15 protein-coding genes are annotated in these 17,587 nt (G+C 72.7%); 7 read left to right on the top strand and 8 right to left on the bottom strand.

Annotation, left to right across the window (positions count from 1 at the left end; translation table 11 throughout):
* Positions 1-39: 39 nt before the first annotated feature.
* Entirely contained in the window at positions 40-837 is a 798-nt protein-coding gene (locus JYK04_RS05600) for an ATP-grasp domain-containing protein (RefSeq protein WP_189742490.1), read from the bottom strand.
* Positions 834-1,739, bottom strand: coding sequence for an ATP-grasp domain-containing protein (locus JYK04_RS05595; RefSeq protein ID WP_189742487.1), 906 nt, complete (start codon positions 1,737-1,739; stop codon positions 834-836). Before JYK04_RS05595 ends, JYK04_RS05600 begins: the two co-directional genes overlap by 4 nt.
* A 149-nt stretch (positions 1,740-1,888) precedes the next feature.
* Here JYK04_RS05595 and JYK04_RS05590 point away from each other — a divergent pair, with 149 nt between their 5' ends.
* Positions 1,889-3,301 carry a hypothetical protein gene (locus JYK04_RS05590; protein WP_189742484.1) on the top strand — a complete coding sequence of 471 codons (1,413 nt, stop codon included), beginning with the start codon at positions 1,889-1,891 and terminating at the stop codon, positions 3,299-3,301.
* Positions 3,302-3,310: 9 nt separating this feature from the next.
* The gene (locus JYK04_RS05585) at positions 3,311-4,042 is read left to right on the top strand and encodes a DUF7873 family protein (RefSeq protein ID WP_189742481.1); all 732 of its coding nucleotides are present in this window, start codon (positions 3,311-3,313) and stop codon (positions 4,040-4,042) included.
* Positions 4,043-4,451: 409 nt separating this feature from the next.
* Here the strand turns inward: JYK04_RS05585 and JYK04_RS05580 are convergent, their stop codons facing one another.
* From JYK04_RS05580 to JYK04_RS05570, 3 genes are all read right to left on the bottom strand, one after another.
* Entirely contained in the window at positions 4,452-5,177 is a 726-nt protein-coding gene (locus JYK04_RS05580) for a zf-HC2 domain-containing protein (protein ID WP_189742479.1), read from the bottom strand.
* Positions 5,174-5,785: a sigma-70 family RNA polymerase sigma factor gene (locus JYK04_RS05575; protein WP_189742476.1), complete on the bottom strand. Its 612-nt coding sequence runs from the start codon at positions 5,783-5,785 to the stop codon at positions 5,174-5,176. Before JYK04_RS05575 ends, JYK04_RS05580 begins: the two co-directional genes overlap by 4 nt.
* Positions 5,786-5,868: 83 nt before the next feature.
* Positions 5,869-6,867: a DUF1996 domain-containing protein gene (locus JYK04_RS05570; protein ID WP_189742473.1), complete on the bottom strand. Its 999-nt coding sequence runs from the start codon at positions 6,865-6,867 to the stop codon at positions 5,869-5,871.
* A gap of 126 nt (positions 6,868-6,993) precedes the next feature.
* On the opposite strand from JYK04_RS05570, the gene JYK04_RS05565 reads away from it, so the two are divergent.
* Positions 6,994-7,983, top strand: coding sequence for a phosphotransferase family protein (locus JYK04_RS05565; protein ID WP_189742470.1), 990 nt, complete (start codon positions 6,994-6,996; stop codon positions 7,981-7,983).
* 53 nt (positions 7,984-8,036) lie between these two features.
* On the opposite strand, the gene JYK04_RS05560 is transcribed toward JYK04_RS05565, so the two are convergent.
* The gene (locus JYK04_RS05560) at positions 8,037-9,203 is read right to left on the bottom strand and encodes an ATP-binding protein (protein ID WP_189742466.1); all 1,167 of its coding nucleotides are present in this window, start codon (positions 9,201-9,203) and stop codon (positions 8,037-8,039) included.
* A 322-nt stretch (positions 9,204-9,525) separates the two neighbouring features.
* Between JYK04_RS05560 and JYK04_RS05555 the strand changes: the two genes are divergently transcribed.
* The 4 genes from JYK04_RS05555 (at position 9,526) to JYK04_RS05540 (ending at position 16,086) form a co-directional block, all read left to right on the top strand.
* The gene (locus JYK04_RS05555; RefSeq protein ID WP_189742463.1) at positions 9,526-10,068 is read left to right on the top strand and encodes a GNAT family N-acetyltransferase; all 543 of its coding nucleotides are present in this window, start codon (positions 9,526-9,528) and stop codon (positions 10,066-10,068) included.
* A 75-nt stretch (positions 10,069-10,143) separates the two neighbouring features.
* Positions 10,144-10,893 (top strand): DUF1838 family protein, encoded by a 750-nt coding sequence (locus JYK04_RS05550; RefSeq protein WP_189742460.1) that lies wholly within the window; start codon positions 10,144-10,146, stop codon positions 10,891-10,893.
* 448 nt (positions 10,894-11,341) lie between these two features.
* Positions 11,342-13,105 carry a S8 family peptidase gene (locus JYK04_RS05545; RefSeq protein WP_189742773.1) on the top strand — a complete coding sequence of 588 codons (1,764 nt, stop codon included), beginning with the start codon at positions 11,342-11,344 and terminating at the stop codon, positions 13,103-13,105.
* 212 nt (positions 13,106-13,317) lie between these two features.
* Positions 13,318-16,086, top strand: a complete 2,769-nt coding sequence (locus JYK04_RS05540) for a LuxR family transcriptional regulator (RefSeq protein WP_229876247.1) — start codon at positions 13,318-13,320, stop codon at positions 16,084-16,086.
* 18 nt (positions 16,087-16,104) lie between these two features.
* Here JYK04_RS05540 and JYK04_RS05535 read toward each other — a convergent pair whose 3' ends face one another.
* Together JYK04_RS05535 and JYK04_RS05530 are read right to left on the bottom strand one after the other, a co-directional pair.
* On the bottom strand, positions 16,105-17,019 hold the full coding sequence (locus tag JYK04_RS05535) for a glycoside hydrolase family 19 protein (RefSeq protein WP_189742457.1): 915 nt from the start codon (positions 17,017-17,019) through the stop codon (positions 16,105-16,107).
* Between the two features lie 138 nt (positions 17,020-17,157).
* On the bottom strand, positions 17,158-17,571 hold the full coding sequence (locus JYK04_RS05530; protein ID WP_189742455.1) for a rodlin: 414 nt from the start codon (positions 17,569-17,571) through the stop codon (positions 17,158-17,160).
* Positions 17,572-17,587: the final 16 nt, after the last annotated feature.

Below are 17,587 nucleotides of genomic sequence, written 5' to 3'. Positions count from 1 at the left end.
ATTCCCCCGTCCGGACGTGCCCGACCGGCAGGACACCCCCTAGACACGCCCCGCGGCCCGGCGCAGGGCCAGTGCCGCGAGGGCCTCCGGGGCGCCGGCCTGGCCCCGGACACCGGGGAAGGCGTTGATGTCCACGATCAGCGGTGTTCCGCCGCCGGTGTCGATGATGTCCACGCCGTAGACCTCCAGTGCGAACACCGCGCCCGCCTCGCGCACCAGATCGGCCCAGCCGGACGGCAGTTCCGCCAGGGGCAGGGGACGGGTGGGGCCGCGGCCCCCGGGGGACAGCTCGGACCGGCGCAGGGCCGAGAAGACCTGGTCCCCTATGGCCCACAGCTTGTGGTCCCAGCCGCTGTTGGGCGCGTACTCCTGCACCACGACCGGCTCGTGCGGCCGGTCCCGCGCCAACTCCCGCAGGCGTGCCACGTCGTCGACGCGGGCGACGAGGTCGCCCCGCCGGCTGTACCGGCTCTTGACCACCACGGGGGCGTCGAGCCGGGCCCCGGCCGCCCACACCCCGAAGGAGTCGTGCGTACGGGTCGCGGCGAAGGGCAGTCCGGCCCGCAGGGCGAGCTCGGCCATCGCCGTGCGGTCCTGGCACAGCGCGGTGGCGGAGGCGGAGTTCACCACGATCGCTCCCCGCCGTTCCAGGTAGCGCGCGAGGCCCAGGGCGTGCGGTGTCCGCGACTTCAGCAGGTACACCTCGGCGAGCGGCAGCGGCACGTCCCCGAGGGTGACCGGATCGAGGGCTTCGACCTCGTGTTCCGGGGCGAGCAGGGCCGTGGTGTCCGCCAGCAGCGGATGCCCGGGTTCCGGGGTGATCAGGCCGATCTTCACGCGCCGTCGCCCCCCACGGCCGAGACCTGCGCCGGGATCGACAGGGGCAGCGGGTACGGCAGCGCCACGGGCGCCGGCGGCTGCGTGGAGCCGCCCGCCCGCGCCAGCTCCAGGACCGCCCGCGCCACCCGCGCGGCCGCGTCCGGCACCTGGCGGAAGCTCGGGAAGTCGTTCACGTCGACGACCACCGGCCCGTCCGGGCCCAGCAGTACGTCCACGCCGTACAGGTCCAGCCCGTAGACCGCCCCCACCTGGGCGGCGATCGCCGCCACCTCGGCCGACAGCGGCACGCGGCGCTCCCGTACCGAGGGGTCCGGGTGCAGCGGCGAGCACCGCTCGGTCGCGAACAGCTCCCCGCCGACCGCGTACACCTTGATGTCCGTGCCCGAGTTGGGCACGTACGGCTGGGCGATGAGCAGGCCCTCGCCCGCGAGCACGGGCAGCAGCGACTCCAGCCGCTCCGGCGAGGACACCAGGTGCACGGCCCGCCCCGAACTGCCGTCGGCGGGCTTGACGACGAGCGGGTACTCCGCCGCCGGTATCTCCCTGAGCAGCTCGGGGCGGGCCACGGCGTACGTCGGCGGCAGCGGGAGCCCCCGGCCCCGCCCGAGGGCGGCGGCCAGCGCCTTGTCCCGTACGCCCCGGATCGACCGGGCGTCGTTGACGGTGGTCGTCCCGGCCGCGGCGGCCGCTTCGAGCAGCGTCAGACCCGGGCCGCCCGAGACCGTCTTGAGGACCCACGCGTCGTGCGCACCCGCGTCCACCACCTCGGTCATGCGCAGCAGCGAGCCGCCCGGCCGCACGACGTCCACGCTGTGCCCCCACGCGGTCAGCTGCCGGATCACCTCGTTCGGCATGCCGTCGTGGCGGTAGTGCTCCTCCACCAGGAAGCAGAGCCTCATGGACCTTCCCCAAATTCCCCGGACGTCCGCCGATACGTCCGGCGAGTCATGACGTCACAGGATGTCATGGACCGCAATGTGATGATCGGTCCGGCTGTGGGCTTCCTTGTTACGCTGCCCGCTTCGGATCAACGGGGGAGGGGCCGGGCATGGACGACCCGTGGACGGGGCTGCTGCACGGGCTCCTGCTGAACACAGCGGCACCGCCGGACGTGCTGCTCCGGCTGCTCGGCCTCGAAGACGAGTGGGTGCGATGGGTGGTTCCCCGGCGGACCGTCCTGCCGCCGGAGGTGGTCGACGCGATCCTCGTGCACCCGGACCGCCGGGTGCGGTGCGCCTTCGCGGAGAACGCCGAGGCCGACCCCGGCCAGCGCGCCCGGCTGCTCGACGATCCCGATCCGCGCATCGTCCTCGCGCTCGCCATGGGTCCCGAAGCGTACCGACGGCGGGCGGAACCCCTGCCCGACCACGCGTACGCACGGCTGCTGGCCCACCCGCACCCCCTGGTGCCCTACGAACTGGTCGCGTCGGGCGCGACGCCCCACCACATCCTGGCGCCCCTCGCGGACCATGAGGACCCCCTGTTCCGCCGGGCGTCCTGCCGTGCCTGGGACCGGCTCGCGCGGCAGACCCGCGAACGGCTCCTGCACGACGAGGATCCCGGCGTCCGGCGGGAAGCCGCCGCGCGCATCTGCCACGAGGACGAAGAAGCGACCACCTGGCTGGTCGGGGAACTGGGCGACTCGTGGCAGGTGATCGACATCCTGGAGACCGGCCGGCTCACCCGGGAGCTCGCCGAACGCGTGGTCGCCGAGGGCGGACGGCTCGCGGCGGTCGCCGCCAACCCCACCCTGCCGCCCGACCTGGTGGCGCGCCTGGCAGTCGATCCGGATCCGCAGGTCCGGCTCCGGGTCTCCGCCCGTCCCGAGCTGAGCGAGTCCGAGCGCGCCGCCATCGATTACACCGTGGACGCCGAGGAGCGGCTGCCCGCCCTCGACTGGGTGTGGGAGCGCCGCGAGGACGCCGAGTTCCTGCGGCGGTGTGCCCGCTCGGCGCACACCTGGCTGCGGCGCAGCGCCGCGGTCTGCCCCGGCCTGCCGGCCGACGCCGTCGAACTGCTGGCGCGGGACCCGGACTTCGCCGTACGCCTGCTGCTCGCGGAGTTCCACCCGGAACCGCCGCCCGAGCTGCTCCTCGACCTCTACCTGAACGGCACCCACCGCGCCGTGGGCATGCTCGTCACCCGGCCGGGCTTCCCCGCCGCCGGGCTCGCCGCCCGCTTCGGCGACTCGCCCGACCCGGAACGCCGGCGGCTGGCCCTGCGCGACCCCGGCATGAAACCGGAACTCCTCGACCGCCTCAGCCGGGACCCCGATACGCGCGGGGCTGCCGCCCGGGACCCCCGGCTCCCCGTGGCCCGGATCCGCGAACTGCTCGCCGACCCGCACACCGCGGCGGCCGCGGCCGCCAACCCCGCGCTTCCGCCGCAGGACATGCGCCGGCTGCTGGACCGGGCGCACGTGCCGGAAATCCCGGTGAATGATCGGACAATCGGCTGCTAGGTTGATCACGTGCCGAAGCTGAATCAGATCATCGCAGTGGAAAAGGGCGTCAAGTCCAAGTCCCTCCAGGAGCTCACCCAGGCTCACCACGACGTCCAGAAGCCCGCCCTGCTGGCCGGAATCTCCCGGACCTACCAGCCCAAGGACGAGGAGGGCGAGCAGCTGCCGCCCGAGTCCACCCGGGTGCAGGTCAAGGCCGAGGACGTGCTGCGGGCGACGGCGGGGACCCTGACGCGGCTGTTCGACGTGACGGCCACCAAGGACTGGGCCAACCGCACCGCGGCCGCCGATGTCGTCGTGGACGGGACGGTCCTGCTGGCGCAGGTGCCCGTGCCCTACCTGCTCTTCCTGGAGAAGCAGCTCACCGACATGCACACCTTCGTGCGGAAGCTGCCGGTGCTGGACGCCTCCGAATCCTGGAACCTGGACCCGTCCACGGACTCCTGGAAGACGGACCCGGTGCGCACGATCCGTACCAAGAAGGTGCCGCGCAACCACGTGAAGGCCGAGGCCACCGAGAAGCACCCGGCGCAGGTCGAGGTGTACTACGAGGACGTTCCGGTCGGGTACTGGACGACCGTGAAGTTCTCCGGTGCGCTGCCCGCCCGACGGGTCAACGAGCTGATCGACCGCGTGGAGAAGCTCCAGCAGGCCGTCAAGTTCGCCCGCGAGGAGGCCAACAGCGCCGAGGTCACCGACCAGCGGGTCGGCGACGCGGTGTTCGGCTACTTGTTCAAGTAGCCCCGAAGACTCCCTCTGTATGTCTGCAGGGGGTGCGCGAGAGCGCAAGCTGAAACTGATGTTGAAGCTGAACGAGGGTGTCAGTTGGGGGTTCGAATCCCTCCCCCGGCATTACCGAGCCGGGGTGGCCCAAGCTGGTAGAGGCGGCCCTTCAATCTCAGATTATCGCTCCAGTCTCAGTATTCGCCGCCGAACACCGGATCGACCGAGCGTGGACGATCATCGATGGATAGGGGTTCAAGTCCCCTCTGTGCCTCTCCTCATGGCGCGGTAGTTCAAAGGTAGAACACGTCGATCTAAGAATGATCCGCGACTCTTAAACGTGCCGGTGTGCGCAATTGGGTGGCACACAGGAGCCCGGGAGCTGGATATGCTCCCGGGCTCCGTCACGTTCCCGCCCGCGCTCCGGTCAGACGGGTACGGACACGAACATCCGGCCCGACTCGTTCTCGACCAGGATCGCCTTGACGTCCGCCGGGTCCACGGCAGCCGATCCGTCCAGCGCCGCGCCCTTGCCCTCGCCGTTCTCCTGGCCGCCCACGACCCAGCCGCCGGCTGTGGTGCGCGTGCCGTTCTTGGAGACCACGATCAGCCTGCACCGTTCACCCGGCGGCACTCCCGTGACCGCCGCGCGCACCCGCACCCACTTCATGGCGGGCGTCATCTGCACGGTCATCCGCGCCCCCGAGGCCTGATCGGTCGCCGAGAGCGTCTTGGTCCCGGCGGGCGGCGGCGAAGGGTTCGCCGTGGCCGTCGGGGACGGCGGCACCGGCAGCGCGACGGCATCCGGATCGCCCGTACCCAGCTGGGTACCGGCCCAGAACACGGCGGCCAGCGAAGCGGCCACCGCCAGTCCCGCGAGCCCCGCGCGCCTGCGCGAATCACCGGCCCGCTCCCCGCGCATCTGCCGCAGGGTGCGCTGGAGCAGCAGGTCACCGCCCTGCGGCGGTCCGTCGAGGAACGCCTCGTCGGGCACCTCGCCCAGAGCCGCCTCCATCTCGCGCAACGCGGCCACCTCCTCCCGGCACTGCACGCAACCGCTCGTGTGTTCCTCGACCCGGCGGATCTCCTCGGTGTCCAGGACGCCGAGTACGTAGGGGCCGAGCAGTTCCTCCTCGTGCCTCTGCCGGTTCATGCCACCACCTCACGCAGTCCGGCGGGCTGCTGGGGCGGCCTGCCCGATCGCTTTCCTTCTCTGGAACCGATGTCCCTGAATCCGTCGCTCTTGAAGACGTCGCGCAGCGCCTTGAGGGCGTAGTGCGAGCGAGATTTGACCGTACCCGCCGGGATGCCGAGGCTGTCGGCCGCCTCCGCGACGCTGAGCTGTCGGTAGTACAACTCCTTCAGGACGTCGCGGTGTTCCGGCGACAGCTGATCGAGGGCCCCCAGGACCGTCATGCTGTCCACCACGGAATCGGCGTGGTCCGCCTCCACCGGGGGAGCGGACGAGGCTCCCGAGACCTCGGGCGGCCGGGCGGCCTTGGCCCGGTAGCGGTCGGTGACGATGTTGCGGGCCACCGTGAGCAGCCAGCCGCGCACCGAGCCCTTTCCGTTGACCAGCACCTCGGAGTGGCGCCAGGCCCGGATCAGCGTCTCCTGTACGACATCCTCGGCGGCGGCCCGGTCTCCGGTCAGCCGGGTGGCGTACGCGAGCAGGGCGTGACCGTGCTCCTCGTACACCGACTTGATCAGTGCCTCATCGGTCGAGCCCCGCCGAGTGCGGGGCCACAGTGGTCCGGCCATCTCACCCTCTCCGTCTTCCTCGCATATGTGGTGCGGTCGGAACACGCCACCGGGACGGATTCGGTTCACGTGACCTGCGTCACTCAGGTCCGGCAGACGCGGCCTTCGTTGATGCAGTCGACGACCGCGGCCATCTGCCGGTCGGTCATGGCGTTCACGAACATCGCGTGATCGGTCTTCGGGCTGTGCCGCTGCTCGGGGAAGGAGTCGAGGGCCACGTTCAGCCCCGGGGGGATCTCGTAGGCGAGGGAGACGCGCAGTTCGGGCACCGGGAACGTGTCCTTCGGGCAGACGCCGTTCGCGGCGGTGAAGAGCAGGTGCGAGCGGTGCGTGACGCCGACGGTGTCGAGTCCGTTCCAGCAGCTCGGGAAGACCAGGGTGCGGGTGACGCGCTCGCCCGCGGGGCAGCGCGGGTAGCGGGTGGTCGCCCGGTCCGGGGAGCCCGAACACCCCCAGCGGGCCCGGACGTCGGACTCGTCGGCCGCGGTGTACGCGACGGCGTCGCCGGTCATCGCGCGCAGGAAGCGCGGCATCGGCACCACCTTGCTCACGGGATTGCCGCGGAACTCCACGAGGACCGAGGACTCCGGCACGATCTCGCCGACGTTCCCGTGCCCCGCCGAATCCTCGTGCGGGCGCGTGCCCGGGCGGTCCGGGCGACGCAGGACGGGCCAGTAGTACGTGGACCGGTCGCCGCCGGCACAGCTCGTCGCGGCCGCGTCCAGCGAGGCCTCCGTCGACAGCGCGTCGGTGGAGAGGTTCCCCACGTAGGCGTGCGTGTGATGGGCGCCGCCCAGCAGCCCGGGCGAGACCACGAGGTTGTCCTCGTTGTAGTGGCCCTGCTCGTTGCGGCCGCAATCGACCACCATCGACCCGGCGGATCCCTCGGACCCGGGGGCGGGAGCGGCCGCCGGGAGGCGCAGGACATCGCGTATGTCCACGTAGTCGGACGCCACCGGCCGCCCGTCCGCCGCCCCGGCGTGCGGACCGGCCGCCCGCGACGCCCCCAGTACCGCTGCGATCAGCCCGCCGCCCAGGACCAGGCAGATGGCGAGAGTGAGCAGCCGGCGTTCGTTCCCCATGGCGGTCACGGTTGCCGGTGGCGCCCCCGCCGTCAACTGGTCATCCATATGACGGGCGGGGCGCCGTCGCTTGTGCGTTTCGGGGTGGTGCGGCCGACGGTTCACCGCGACGGATAGTGTGCCTGCATGAGTTCGGGCGAGGGGGCCGAGGGCATGGGCGCGGATCTCGACGGTGACGGTGCGGGCTGGGATGCCACGCGCTCCTGGGTGGAGAAGGCGCTGTCGGCGGGGGAGCGCATCGAGCAGGTCGTGCGGCTGCGCGGCGGCTGGACCTCGCAGATGCGGCGCCTGGACCTCCGCGGCCCCGACGGCCGGCGCTCGCTCGTCCTGCGGTCCTTCGTCGCGCCCTTCTACGTCCGCCACGCGGAGGGCCTGCTGACCCGTGAGGCGGAGATCCTGCGGCTGCTCGGTGACACGGACGTACCGGCGGCCACGCTGGTGGCGGTGGACGCGACCGCGCAGCACTGCGACCACCCCTCCCTGCTGATGTCCCTGCTGCCGGGAACGATCCGCCTGGACGACCGGAACGCCGACGACCGCGCCGAACTGCTGGCCCGCCAGCTGGTGCGCATCCATCAGCTGCCGACAGCCGCGGACCAGCGGCCCCGCACCTATCAGGCCTGGGCCTCTCCCGAGCGGGTGAGCCCGCCCGCGGCCACCGGGCGGCCCGAACTCTGGCAGCGGGCGGTCGACGTCATCCGCCGCGAACCCCCGGCCTATCGGGGCCGCTTCCTGCACCGGGACTTCCATCCCGGGAACGTCCTCTTCACCGGCACGGACGAGGATCTTCGGATCAGCGGTGTCGTCGACTGGGTGGAGACCTCCTGGGGACCCGCCGACCTGGACGTGGCGCACTGCTCGACGGCCCTCGCCCTGCTGCACGGTGTTCCCGCGGGGATGGGCTTCGCGGACCGCTACGCCGCCGCGGGAGGAACCCTGACGGAGGACCGCACCGCCCACCTCCACTGGCGCCTCCTGGACGCGCTGGGCTTCGCTCCGGAAGCGGAGAAGGTCGCCGTGCCCTGGCGCGAACTGGGCCGCGCCGACCTGACGGCCCGTGCCCTGACGCAGAGGCTGGAGGACTACCTCCAGGCCCTCTTCGACAGGTATGCCTGAATCCTCACCTCCCGGCCGACCCGCTGGCCTGCCGGCCGGGACGCGACCGGCACTCAGTCGAGGGCGTCGGCCCGGAGCATCTCGGTGATGACGGCCACCGCCTGCCCCGGGTTCTGCTCCAGCCAGTCACCGAGGTGCTCCCGCACGGCCTCCCCGACACAGGCGCGCACGGGGCCGTTGCCCAGTGCTCCGCGTGTCGCGCCGACGAACTCGGGGTGGTCCAGCTTGACCGACACGACCGCCGTCAGGCCTCGGCCGATGCGGTCGGCGCCGAGGCCGGGCTCCACCGCCGTCAACAGCCCCCGCGCCCGCGCGTACGCGTCGAGCGCGGCCGCCACCCCCTCGCGCAAGCCCGCCTCGTGGGTGCCGCCGTAGGGGGTGGCCATGCTGTTGACGAAGCTCCGGACCCGCTCCTCACGGGAGCCGCACCACCGCAGGGCCACCTCCATCGTCCCCGCCATCCGCGGGTCCTCCCGCTCGAAACCGATGACGTTCGTGTGCACGGGCGTCCCCGCCCGAGCCCGGAGGGATACGACGAAGTCCCTCACCCCGCCCAGGAACCGGAAACGCGCGGTCTGGGCGCCGCCCGGAGGGCGTTCGTCGGTCAGCGAGACGTCCAGGCCCCGGTTGAGGAAGGCCAGCTCCCTGAAGTGCTCCGCCAGCACGGCGAACGAGCACTCCGTCGTCTCGAAGAGGGTGGCGTCGGGCCGGAAGGTGATGGTGGTCCCGTTTCCCGTCGCCGGACCCGCGGCGCTGGGCGGCGCGATGGCGACGCCGCGCGCGTACTCCTGGACCCAGCGGACCCCCTCGCGCCGCACCTCGGCCGTCAGCTGGCTGGACAGTGCGTTGGTGACGGCGGGCCCCAGGCCGACGAGGGTCATGGTCACGGTGTGGCGGTCACGGGGCCTCGTCCCGGCCGACAGGTCGGTCAACAGGGCTTCGAGACCGGGGCCGTCGGTGTCCTCGGCGGCCCCGAAGGGGATGCCCGGACCGTCGTCGGTGACCCGCACGGCGCCGTCGGCCATCAGGGTCACGCCGACGGAGCAGGCGCGGCCGGTCAGGGCCTCGTTCACCGCCCGGTCGGCGACCTCGAAGAGCATCTGGTGCAGGCCGCGTTCGCCGAGCGAGCCGATGTACATCCCGGGCCGCTTGCGCACGGCTTCGGCACCCTCCAGCACCTGGATGCGGCTGGCGTCGTACGTGATCGCTTCGTCACTCATGAAGTCCCCTCCGATGGTGTCCGGCAGATCTCTCCAGCCTAGGTGAATCCAAGGAAAACACCAGGTCAGAGCCGGTTTGTCGAGCGACTGGGCGGGTGGGTGAGCGGCTGTCCGGTGCAGGTCGGCCCCAGGGCCGCGCATCGCGGCCGCATCGCGGCCGCGGGCCCGCCGGGGCGGCGTACGACCCCGTTCCCGGCGACCCCGAGGTGCTTGATTCCGGATCGTCACCGGCGACGCTCAGGGCCGTCCTTGTCGCCCGCCGCCGGCCGCGCGGGCTTCGTGCGAACCCCGCGCGCCCGGCCGCGGCGGCTACGATCGGCTGATGATCACTTCCGTCATGCTCGAGGCCGCCGCGACACCGACCGCTCCCGCTCTCGTTCTTCGGCCCTGGTGCGTGGAGGACGTCTCCGCACTGGTCGCGGCCTCGCCGGATCCCGGCCTGGAGCGCGAGGACGACGGACTGAGGTGGGTGCGGGCCCAGGAGCGGGGCTGGGCGGCGGGGGTCCGGTTCGGCTTCGCCGTCCTGGAGGCGGCCCGGGGCGCGGCGCCGGCGCGGTTGGTGGGCAACGTCGTCCTCAAGGAGGTCGCGTCCTGCAAGGCCTCCGCCGAGGTCGGCTACTGGACGGCGGCCCAGGCGCGGGGCCGGGGTGTGGCTCCGCGAGCCCTGGAAGCCCTCACCGTCTGGTCCCTGGACGCCTTTCGTGCCGACGGCCTGGAGCGCCTCGAACTGCTCCACCAGGTGGACAACCCCGCATCCTGCCGCGTCGCGGCCAAATGCGGCTACACGTACGACAGGACACTGGCGTCCGCGCCTCCCGCCTACCCCCTCGACGGCCATCTGCACGTGCGTCGCGCGGCTGCCTGAGGCGTCACCGGCGGGGTCGAGGTTGTCCGTGGGGCCGCTTGTCCGGCCGTGCGGCGACCGCGCACAGTGGGGCGTATGACAACAGAGCTGACACCCGCCGAGCTCCTGCAAGCATTCGCCCGCACCCGTGCCTCGCTCGACGGCGCCGAGGTCACCTACCGGTGGACCGGGGACGTCCACTCCTGGGCCCCCGGCGAGCCCTACCGTCGCGTCTTCGGCTTCGAAGGGCTCAACGTCGCGCGCCTCGTGGCGGACGAGGAGCTCGGCGGCTACCAGCTCCTGTCCAGGGAAGCCGCCTTCTACCTCGACCCCGTGACCCGGGAGATCCTGGAGACCTGGCAGGACAAGCCGGTGGTCCACGTCTGGAACGATCCGGCCAACCAGAAGTGGCGGCCCTTCCCGGTGCCCCTGACGGAACTGGGCGACCAGGTCTGCTTCAGCCTGGAGATCCCGCTGGCCTACCCCTCGCCCCTGCCGGTCGCGGAGTACCCGGCCCAGTCCGCCGACGACACCTACCGCGCCCTGGAGCTGTTCCAGTTCTTCGCGCCCGCGGCCACCCTGACCACCGACGCGGTGAGCGTCCCCGCCACGATGTCCTGGACCCGGATGTCCCCGTGGCTGCCCTGGATGGAACAGGGGCAGCGCCCCGGCGGCCTCACCTTCCACTGCCGCGGCCGCAAGCTGGACTCGTACGCGCAGGTTCCGGAGCGCACCCGCGCCTACATCGCCGAAAAACAGCCTGAATTCGCCCACGCACCGGAGAAGTGGAGCGAGCCGAACGAGACCAGCTGGACGTACTTCCGCAAGCTGTTCCCGCCGCGCTAGTCCGTGTCCCCGCCTGCCGCCCCGGTCCTGCGCGGCGACCGGGCGGACGCCGAACATGCCAGGTCAGGGCCCCTGCCGAGGGACCCTCGGGGGGAGCCGCAGGGGGCGGACAAGGGTTTTCCCCGTATCGAGTTCATCCCCGTGTTGCCTACTGTCTGCCCACCGGCGATCTTCCCCTGACCCTACGGCACACACGCCAACCCCACATGGCGTGAAGGCCGTACCGGTCGGGGGGAGAGCCGGGACCGCCGTTGCCCGGCCCCGCCGTTGCGGCTCGGGCGACGTGGCGCGCGGCGGAGCCGGGGCGAGCTCGACCAACTCGCTCCCGGTCCCGCGGCCGCCGGAACCTCCCACACTGCACTGACCGGCCGCTCCGGCCTGCCCGGAAACGGCCCTTTAAGGGGAACACGTGCACGCTTCCAGACGTAGGCTCATATCCGTGGTGGCCATGTCCGTCACCCTGCTCGCCGGCTCCGCGACCGCCTCCGTGGCCCTGGCCACCGAGAACCCCGCCGCGGCCCCCGCCGCCACGGTCGTCCCGACCGCGCCGGTGGAGAACCTCATCGTCGGATACAAGTCCTCGGCCACCGAGGCCAGCTCCAACACCGCCGCGGCCGACGACGCCGCCGCCAAGGGCAAGAAGGCCGGCAAGAAGGCGAAGTTCGACCGTCGCCTCGGCACCGGAGCCGCGCTGGTCAACCTCGGGGGGACGGTGGCCCCGGCCGCCGCGGCCGACGTGATCGCCCAGTTCCGCGCCGACCCGGACGTCGCCTACGTCGAGCCGGACACCCGCGCCTACGCCATGGCCGTCACCCCGAACGACACCGAGTACGCCAAGCAGTGGGACCTCTTCGAGTCCACCGCCGGCATGAACGTCCCCGGTGCCTGGGACAAGACCACGGGCTCCGGCGTCACCGTCGCCGTGATCGACACCGGCTACGTCGCCCACTCGGACGTCGCGCCGAACATCGTCTCCGGCTACGACTTCATCTCCACCGCCTCCGAGGCCCGCGACGGCAACGGCCGTGACGGCAACCCGGCCGACGAGGGCGACTGGAACGCCACCGACGGCGAGTGCGGCACCGGCTCCAAGGCCAGCAACTCCTCCTGGCACGGCACCCACGTCGCGGGCACCATCGCCGCGGCCACGAACAACTCCAAGGGTGTCGCCGGCATCGCCTACGGCGCGAAGATCCAGCCCGTCCGCGTGCTCGGCAAGTGCGGCGGCGCCACCTCGGACATCGTCGACGCCATCACCTGGGCGTCCGGCGGCTCCGTCGCGGGCGTCCCGGCCAACGCCACCCCCGCCAAGGTCATCAACATGAGCCTCGGCGGCCCGGGTGCCTGCGGCACGAGCTACCAGAACGCCATCAACGCCGCCGTCGCCCGCGGTACGACCGTCGTGGTCGCCGCCGGCAACAGCAACGCCAACGCGTCCGGCTACTCGCCCGCCAGCTGCAACAACGTGATCAACGTGGCGTCGACCAACCGCGCCGGCGAGCGCTCGTACTACTCGAACTTCGGCTCGATCATCGACATCGCCGCCCCGGGCGGTGAGACCCGCCGCGCCACCGACACGCCCGGCACCGTCACCACCCCCGAGAACGCGATCCTCTCCACCCTGAACGCCGGCACCACCACCCCCGGTGCCGAGATCTACAAGCCCTACCAGGGCACCAGCATGGCCGCCCCGCACATCGCGGGCCTCGCCGCCCTGCTGAAGTCGGCGAACACCTCGCTGACCCCGGCCCAGATCGAGTCGGCGATCAAGACCAACGCCCGCCCGCTGGCCGGTACCTGCACCGGTGGCTGCGGCGCCGGCCTCGCCGACGCGGCCGCCACCGTCGCCGCCGTGACCTCGACCCCGCCCACCTCGGGCCGCGAGAACACCACGGACTACGCCATCGCGGACAACGCCACGGTGGAGAGCCCGATCACCGTCACCGGTGTGACCGGCAACGCCCCGGCCGCCCTCAAGGTGGGCGTGAACATCGTCCACAGCTACATCGGCGACCTCAAGGTCGACCTGGTCGCCCCGGACGGCAGCGTCTACAACCTGCACAACCGCTCGGGCGGCAGCACGGCCAACATCAACCAGGTCTACACCGTGAACGCCTCCTCCGAGGTCGCGAACGGCACCTGGAAGCTGCGGGTCAACGACAACGCCGGCGGCGACACCGGCAAGATCGACTCCTGGAACCTGACCTTCTGATCAGGAGCCAACTCGGCCTGACGGCCAGATAGTACGGACCAAAGCAAGCCCGCGGACCTGCTGATGCGCCTCGTATCGGCAGGTCCGACGGGTTTTCCCGGCACACGACTGATTTCTGCGTCACAATCCGTGTCCGCCCGCCACTCGACCTCGTATTGTCGCCTCTCACAGGAAGGGCGCCGGAGCTGGGACCGAGAGGCTGGTGGCTGTGCGTGGTGGCGGCGACGGGGCACGCTGACACAAGGGTCGGACACGGAGAACTGATCAAGGCGGTCGACCGCGCGCTGACCGCGCACGGCCGGGCGCTCCTGACCGGACCCGCCGGCGCGGGCAAGACCGAGGTCGTGCGCGCCGTCGCGGCCGCGGCCGAAGCGCGCCGCGAGACCGTGCTGCGCCTCGCCCCCGAGGCCGCCGACCAATGGATACCCGAGGCGTCCGCCGCCGCCCTCCTCGCCTCCGTACCCGGCGGCGCCCTGGAACAGCTCTCCGGCCCCCAGCGCACCGCCATCGCCCTCCTGCGCCGCGAGGCCGACGCCCCCCGGGCCGGCCGCGACCACATCGCCCTGCGCCTCGCCGTGGTCGAGGTGCTGCGTACGCTCGCCGACCGCGACCCCGTCCTGCTCGTCCTCGACAACGCCCAGTGGCTCGACGCCGAGAGCACCGACCTGCTCCGCTTCGCCCTGCGCCTCACCCCGCCCCGCGTACGGGTCCTGGTCGCCGAATGCGTCCAGGGCGGGGTCCCGGTGGGCGAACCCCTCTGCGGCCCCGGCGTGCCCGCCATCCGGGTACCCCCGCTCGGCGCCGACGAGGTCGCCGAACTCCTCGTCCGCCACGGCCTCCCGGCGCGCCTCGCCGGCCGGATCCACCAGGCCAGCGGCGGCAACCCGCGCCTCGCCCTCGCCCTCGGCCACTCCCTCGCCGAGGCCGCCGAGGCCCGCGACGGCAGCGCCCACCACGCCGACCCCCTGCCCGTCTCCGGACAGGCCCGCGAGGTGGCCCGCCGGCTCCTCGCCGGAGCCCCCGCCCAGGCCCGCCGCACCCTGCTGCTCGCCGCCCTCGCCACCCGGCCCACCATCTCCCTGCTGCGCCGCGCCGGCCGCCCCGACGCCGAGGCCGAACTGGCCGAGGCGGAACGGGCCGCGCTGGTCAGGGTGGGCGAGGACGGTTCCGTGGAGTTCACCGCCGGCGCCCTGCCCACCGCCCTCGCCGCCGACGCCGGGTGGCCCGAACGCGCCGCCGGGCACGCGGCCCTGGCCGCCGCCGTCGACGATCCCGTCCAGGCCGTACGCCACCGCGCGCTGGCCGTGGACACCCCCGACCAGTGGCTCGCCGAGGAGATCAGCGAGGCCGCCGCGGCCTGCCGCCGCCGGGGCCAGCGCGCCCTCGCCGCCGAACTGGGCCTGCTCGCCGCCGAACGCACGCCGTCCTGGCTGGCCGGCGAGGAACTGGCCCGCCTGGTCACGGCCGCCGAGGACGCCGGCTGGTCCGGCCGCGCCGACCTCGCCCGCCGCGCCACCGGGGCCGTCCTGGCCCGCGACGCCTCGCCCGCCGACCGGGTACGGGCCCGGCTCGCCGTGATCGACGCCGCCGGGCAGGCCCTGGGCGCCCTCGACGAGACCATCGCGTACGCCATGGACGAGGCCGCCGGCGACCCCTCGCTCCAGGCCGCCGTCCAGCTGCGGATCGCCTGGAAGCACAACCTCAGCGACGGCGACCCGGTCCGCTCCCGCGACGCCGCGGCCCGCGCCGGGGCGCTCGCCGCACTCGGCGGCGACCAGGTCGCCGAGGCCATGGCCCTGACCGTACGGGCCCGCATGGGCCGCATCCTCGGCGACCCGGGAGCGGAGGCGATCCTCGCCGAGGCCCTCGCCCTGCCCGCCCCCGAGGTGCCGCTCGGCATGCGCAACGCACCCCAGTACCTCGCCGTCCGGCACGCCCTCTTCGACGACGGCCTCGACGACGCCCGCCGCCAGCTGATGGTCCTGCTGCCCGCGGTCCAGCGCACCGGCTCCGCCGAGGACGTCTTCGAGGTCCTGCGCAGCCTCACCGAGGTCGAACTGCGCAGCGGCCGGTGCGAGGCCGCCTCCGCCCACGCCCGCCGGGCCCTGGAGCTCACGATCGACGCGGGGCTCTCGCCCGGCCCCGCCTGGTACGTCGCCGCTATGGCCGAGGCCATGGGCGGCAGCTTCGCCCGGGCCGCCGGCTACGCCCGGCGCGGCATCCAGGCCTCGCAGGAGGAGCAGGACCAGGTCTTCCTCTCCCGCAGCCTGCACGCGCTCGGTCTCGTCGAACTCGCCACGGGAGAGGCGGCGAAGGCCGTCGCCACCCTGCGCCGCGTCGCCGAACTGGAGGCCGCCCAGCAGGTGGTGGACCCCTCGATCCTGCGCTGGCACGGGGAGCTCGCCGAGGCCCTGATCGCCGCCGACGCGCCCGAGGAGGCGGCCCGGCTGCTGTCCTCCGTCCGCACGGTCGCCGTCGGCCTCGGTCGGACCGGGGTGGTCGCGGCCCTCGACCGGGCCCGCGGGCTGTGCCTGTCCGCGCAGGGCGACGCCGATGCGGCCGTGCACCTGCTGGAGGCCACCGCCCAGCGCTTCGACGCCCTGAGGCTGCCGCTGGAACGCGGCCGTACGCTGCTCGCCCTCGCCCGGGTGGAGCGCCGCAGACGCCGGCGCGCACCGGCCCGCGCGGCGCTCCGGGCCGCGGCCGAGGTCTTCGACCGGGCCGGGGCCGCCCCCTGGACGGAACTCGCCAGGGAACCGGCCCCCGGCGACGGCGCCGGTGCGCGGGTACCGGCGGCCGCGACCCTGACCGAGGCCGAGACCCGGCTCGCGCTGCTGGTCAGCCAGGGCGCCAGCAACCAGGAGGCCGCGGCGAAGCTGTTCCTCAGCGTCAAGACGGTCGAGGCCCGGCTGACCCGCATCTACCAGAAGCTCGACGTCCGCTCACGGGCCCAGCTGGCCACCGCGCTGCGCACGCGGTGACCGCCACGGCACCGTTGCTCAGCAGCCGAGGTTGTTCCCGGGAGTCACCCCGAGCAGCTGCGTGAAGCTCTGGTACTTCGAGATGCGGCTCTGGACCTGGGCGGGGTTGCCGCCGTTGCACTCCAGGGAGCCGTTGATCGAGCGGATGGTCTCGCCGAAGCCCGCGCCGTTCACCATGGCGGCGTGGGCGGTCATCGTGCCCGGGCCGTTCTGGGTGTTCCAGTACCAGAGGGCCGTCTTCATGGCGACGGCCGGATCCTGCTCCACGAGGTACGGGTTGGCGAGCAGGTTGATTCCCAGGGCGTCACCTGCGGCCTTGTAGTTGAAGTTCCAACTGAGCTGGATGGGGCCGCGGCCGTAGTAGGCGGCCTGTCCGGCGGGACAGCCGTAGGGCTGGCTCGCGTCGCAGTAGTGGGGGTAGTTGGCGGTGTTCTGCTCCACGATGTACACGAGTCCGCCCGTCTCGTGGGAGACGTTCGCGAGGAAGGCCGCGGCCTCGCGCCGCTTGGTGGTGTCGTCGCCGGTCTTGGCGAACCCGGGGTAGGCGGAGAGCGCCGAGACCAGGCCGTTGTAGGTGTAGAAGGGGTTCCGGTTCGGGAACATCTGGTTGAACTGGGCCTCGGAGACCACGAATCCGGTGGGGTTGCCCGGATCCGGGTCCTGGCCCCCGCCGCCGCAGGCGCCCTGGTCCGACCAGACGCCCCACTGGCCGGTGGTGCCGGGCGTCTCGCCCTGGGTCCACCACTTCGCCTGCCAGTTGTGGCCGCCGTACGAGGCGCTCATGCCGCCCGTGTAGACGGCGGAGGAGGCCCAGGCTCCGGCGCAGGGAGCCGCGGCGGCGGCGGGGGAGGAGGGGAGGGTGAGGGCGAGGCCGGCCGTGAGGGCCGAGGCGGCGGTGAGGGCGAGGGCGCGGAGGCGAAGCGCACGTATCACGTAACTGCTCCTTCAGTGGGGGGACTTGCCGTGGGGCAAGGCATGCCCACTGAAGCGAAAATGGTCTGAACCTGTCAAGGTCTAGACCAAATGAAACGCGCCGGCATCACGCGTGACGCCGGCGCGGAATCGAACCGATCAGCTGCCCGCGGAGAGGTTTCCGGAGAGGATCGGGATGTTGCTGGCGATGTGCGAGAGGGCCTCGTCGCCCTTGGCCTGGGTGGAGTTCTCGGTGCACTGCTGGTTCTGCGGGCTGGCGAGAACGTTGACGTCCTGGACGCCGACGTTGGCGAGGACCGCGAGCAGGGACTGGGCGTTGACCTTGGCCGGCAGGCCGACGCAGAGCTTGTTGAGCGAGCCCTGGATGGCGCCGAGCTGCGGGCTCATCTTGCCGTGGGTCTCCTGGTTGCCGTAGATCTGGGCCGAACCGTTGCCGTTGACGGTGTTCACGCCGTTGTCGTTGCCGATCGCCATCGCGGGGGAGGCGACTGCGGCACCCGCGCCGAGCACGGCGGCGGTGGCGGCTGCGGTGGCCATGAACTTCTTGAGCATGTGGGGATCCTTCTGG

Source organism: Streptomyces nojiriensis (assembly GCF_017639205.1).
Classification (GTDB): Bacteria; Actinomycetota; Actinomycetes; order Streptomycetales; family Streptomycetaceae; genus Streptomyces; species Streptomyces nojiriensis.
Note: the sequence above shows the minus strand (reverse complement) of the source record. Positions and strands in the feature narration are given on the sequence as shown.

Coding starts and splice junctions, on each gene's coding strand:
- JYK04_RS05595 (WP_189742487.1), bottom strand. CDS start 1,739: ATGAGGCTCTGCTTCCTGGTGGAGGAGCACTACCGCCACGACGGCATG.
- JYK04_RS05590 (WP_189742484.1), top strand. CDS start 1,889: ATGGACGACCCGTGGACGGGGCTGCTGCACGGGCTCCTGCTGAACACA.
- JYK04_RS05580 (WP_189742479.1), bottom strand. CDS start 5,177: ATGAACCGGCAGAGGCACGAGGAGGAACTGCTCGGCCCCTACGTACTC.
- JYK04_RS05575 (WP_189742476.1), bottom strand. CDS start 5,785: ATGGCCGGACCACTGTGGCCCCGCACTCGGCGGGGCTCGACCGATGAG.
- JYK04_RS05570 (WP_189742473.1), bottom strand. CDS start 6,867: ATGGGGAACGAACGCCGGCTGCTCACTCTCGCCATCTGCCTGGTCCTG.
- JYK04_RS05565 (WP_189742470.1), top strand. CDS start 6,994: ATGAGTTCGGGCGAGGGGGCCGAGGGCATGGGCGCGGATCTCGACGGT.
- JYK04_RS05560 (WP_189742466.1), bottom strand. CDS start 9,203: ATGAGTGACGAAGCGATCACGTACGACGCCAGCCGCATCCAGGTGCTG.
- JYK04_RS05555 (WP_189742463.1), top strand. CDS start 9,526: ATGATCACTTCCGTCATGCTCGAGGCCGCCGCGACACCGACCGCTCCC.
- JYK04_RS05550 (WP_189742460.1), top strand. CDS start 10,144: ATGACAACAGAGCTGACACCCGCCGAGCTCCTGCAAGCATTCGCCCGC.
- JYK04_RS05545 (WP_189742773.1), top strand. CDS start 11,342: ATGTCCGTCACCCTGCTCGCCGGCTCCGCGACCGCCTCCGTGGCCCTG.
- JYK04_RS05530 (WP_189742455.1), bottom strand. CDS start 17,571: ATGCTCAAGAAGTTCATGGCCACCGCAGCCGCCACCGCCGCCGTGCTC.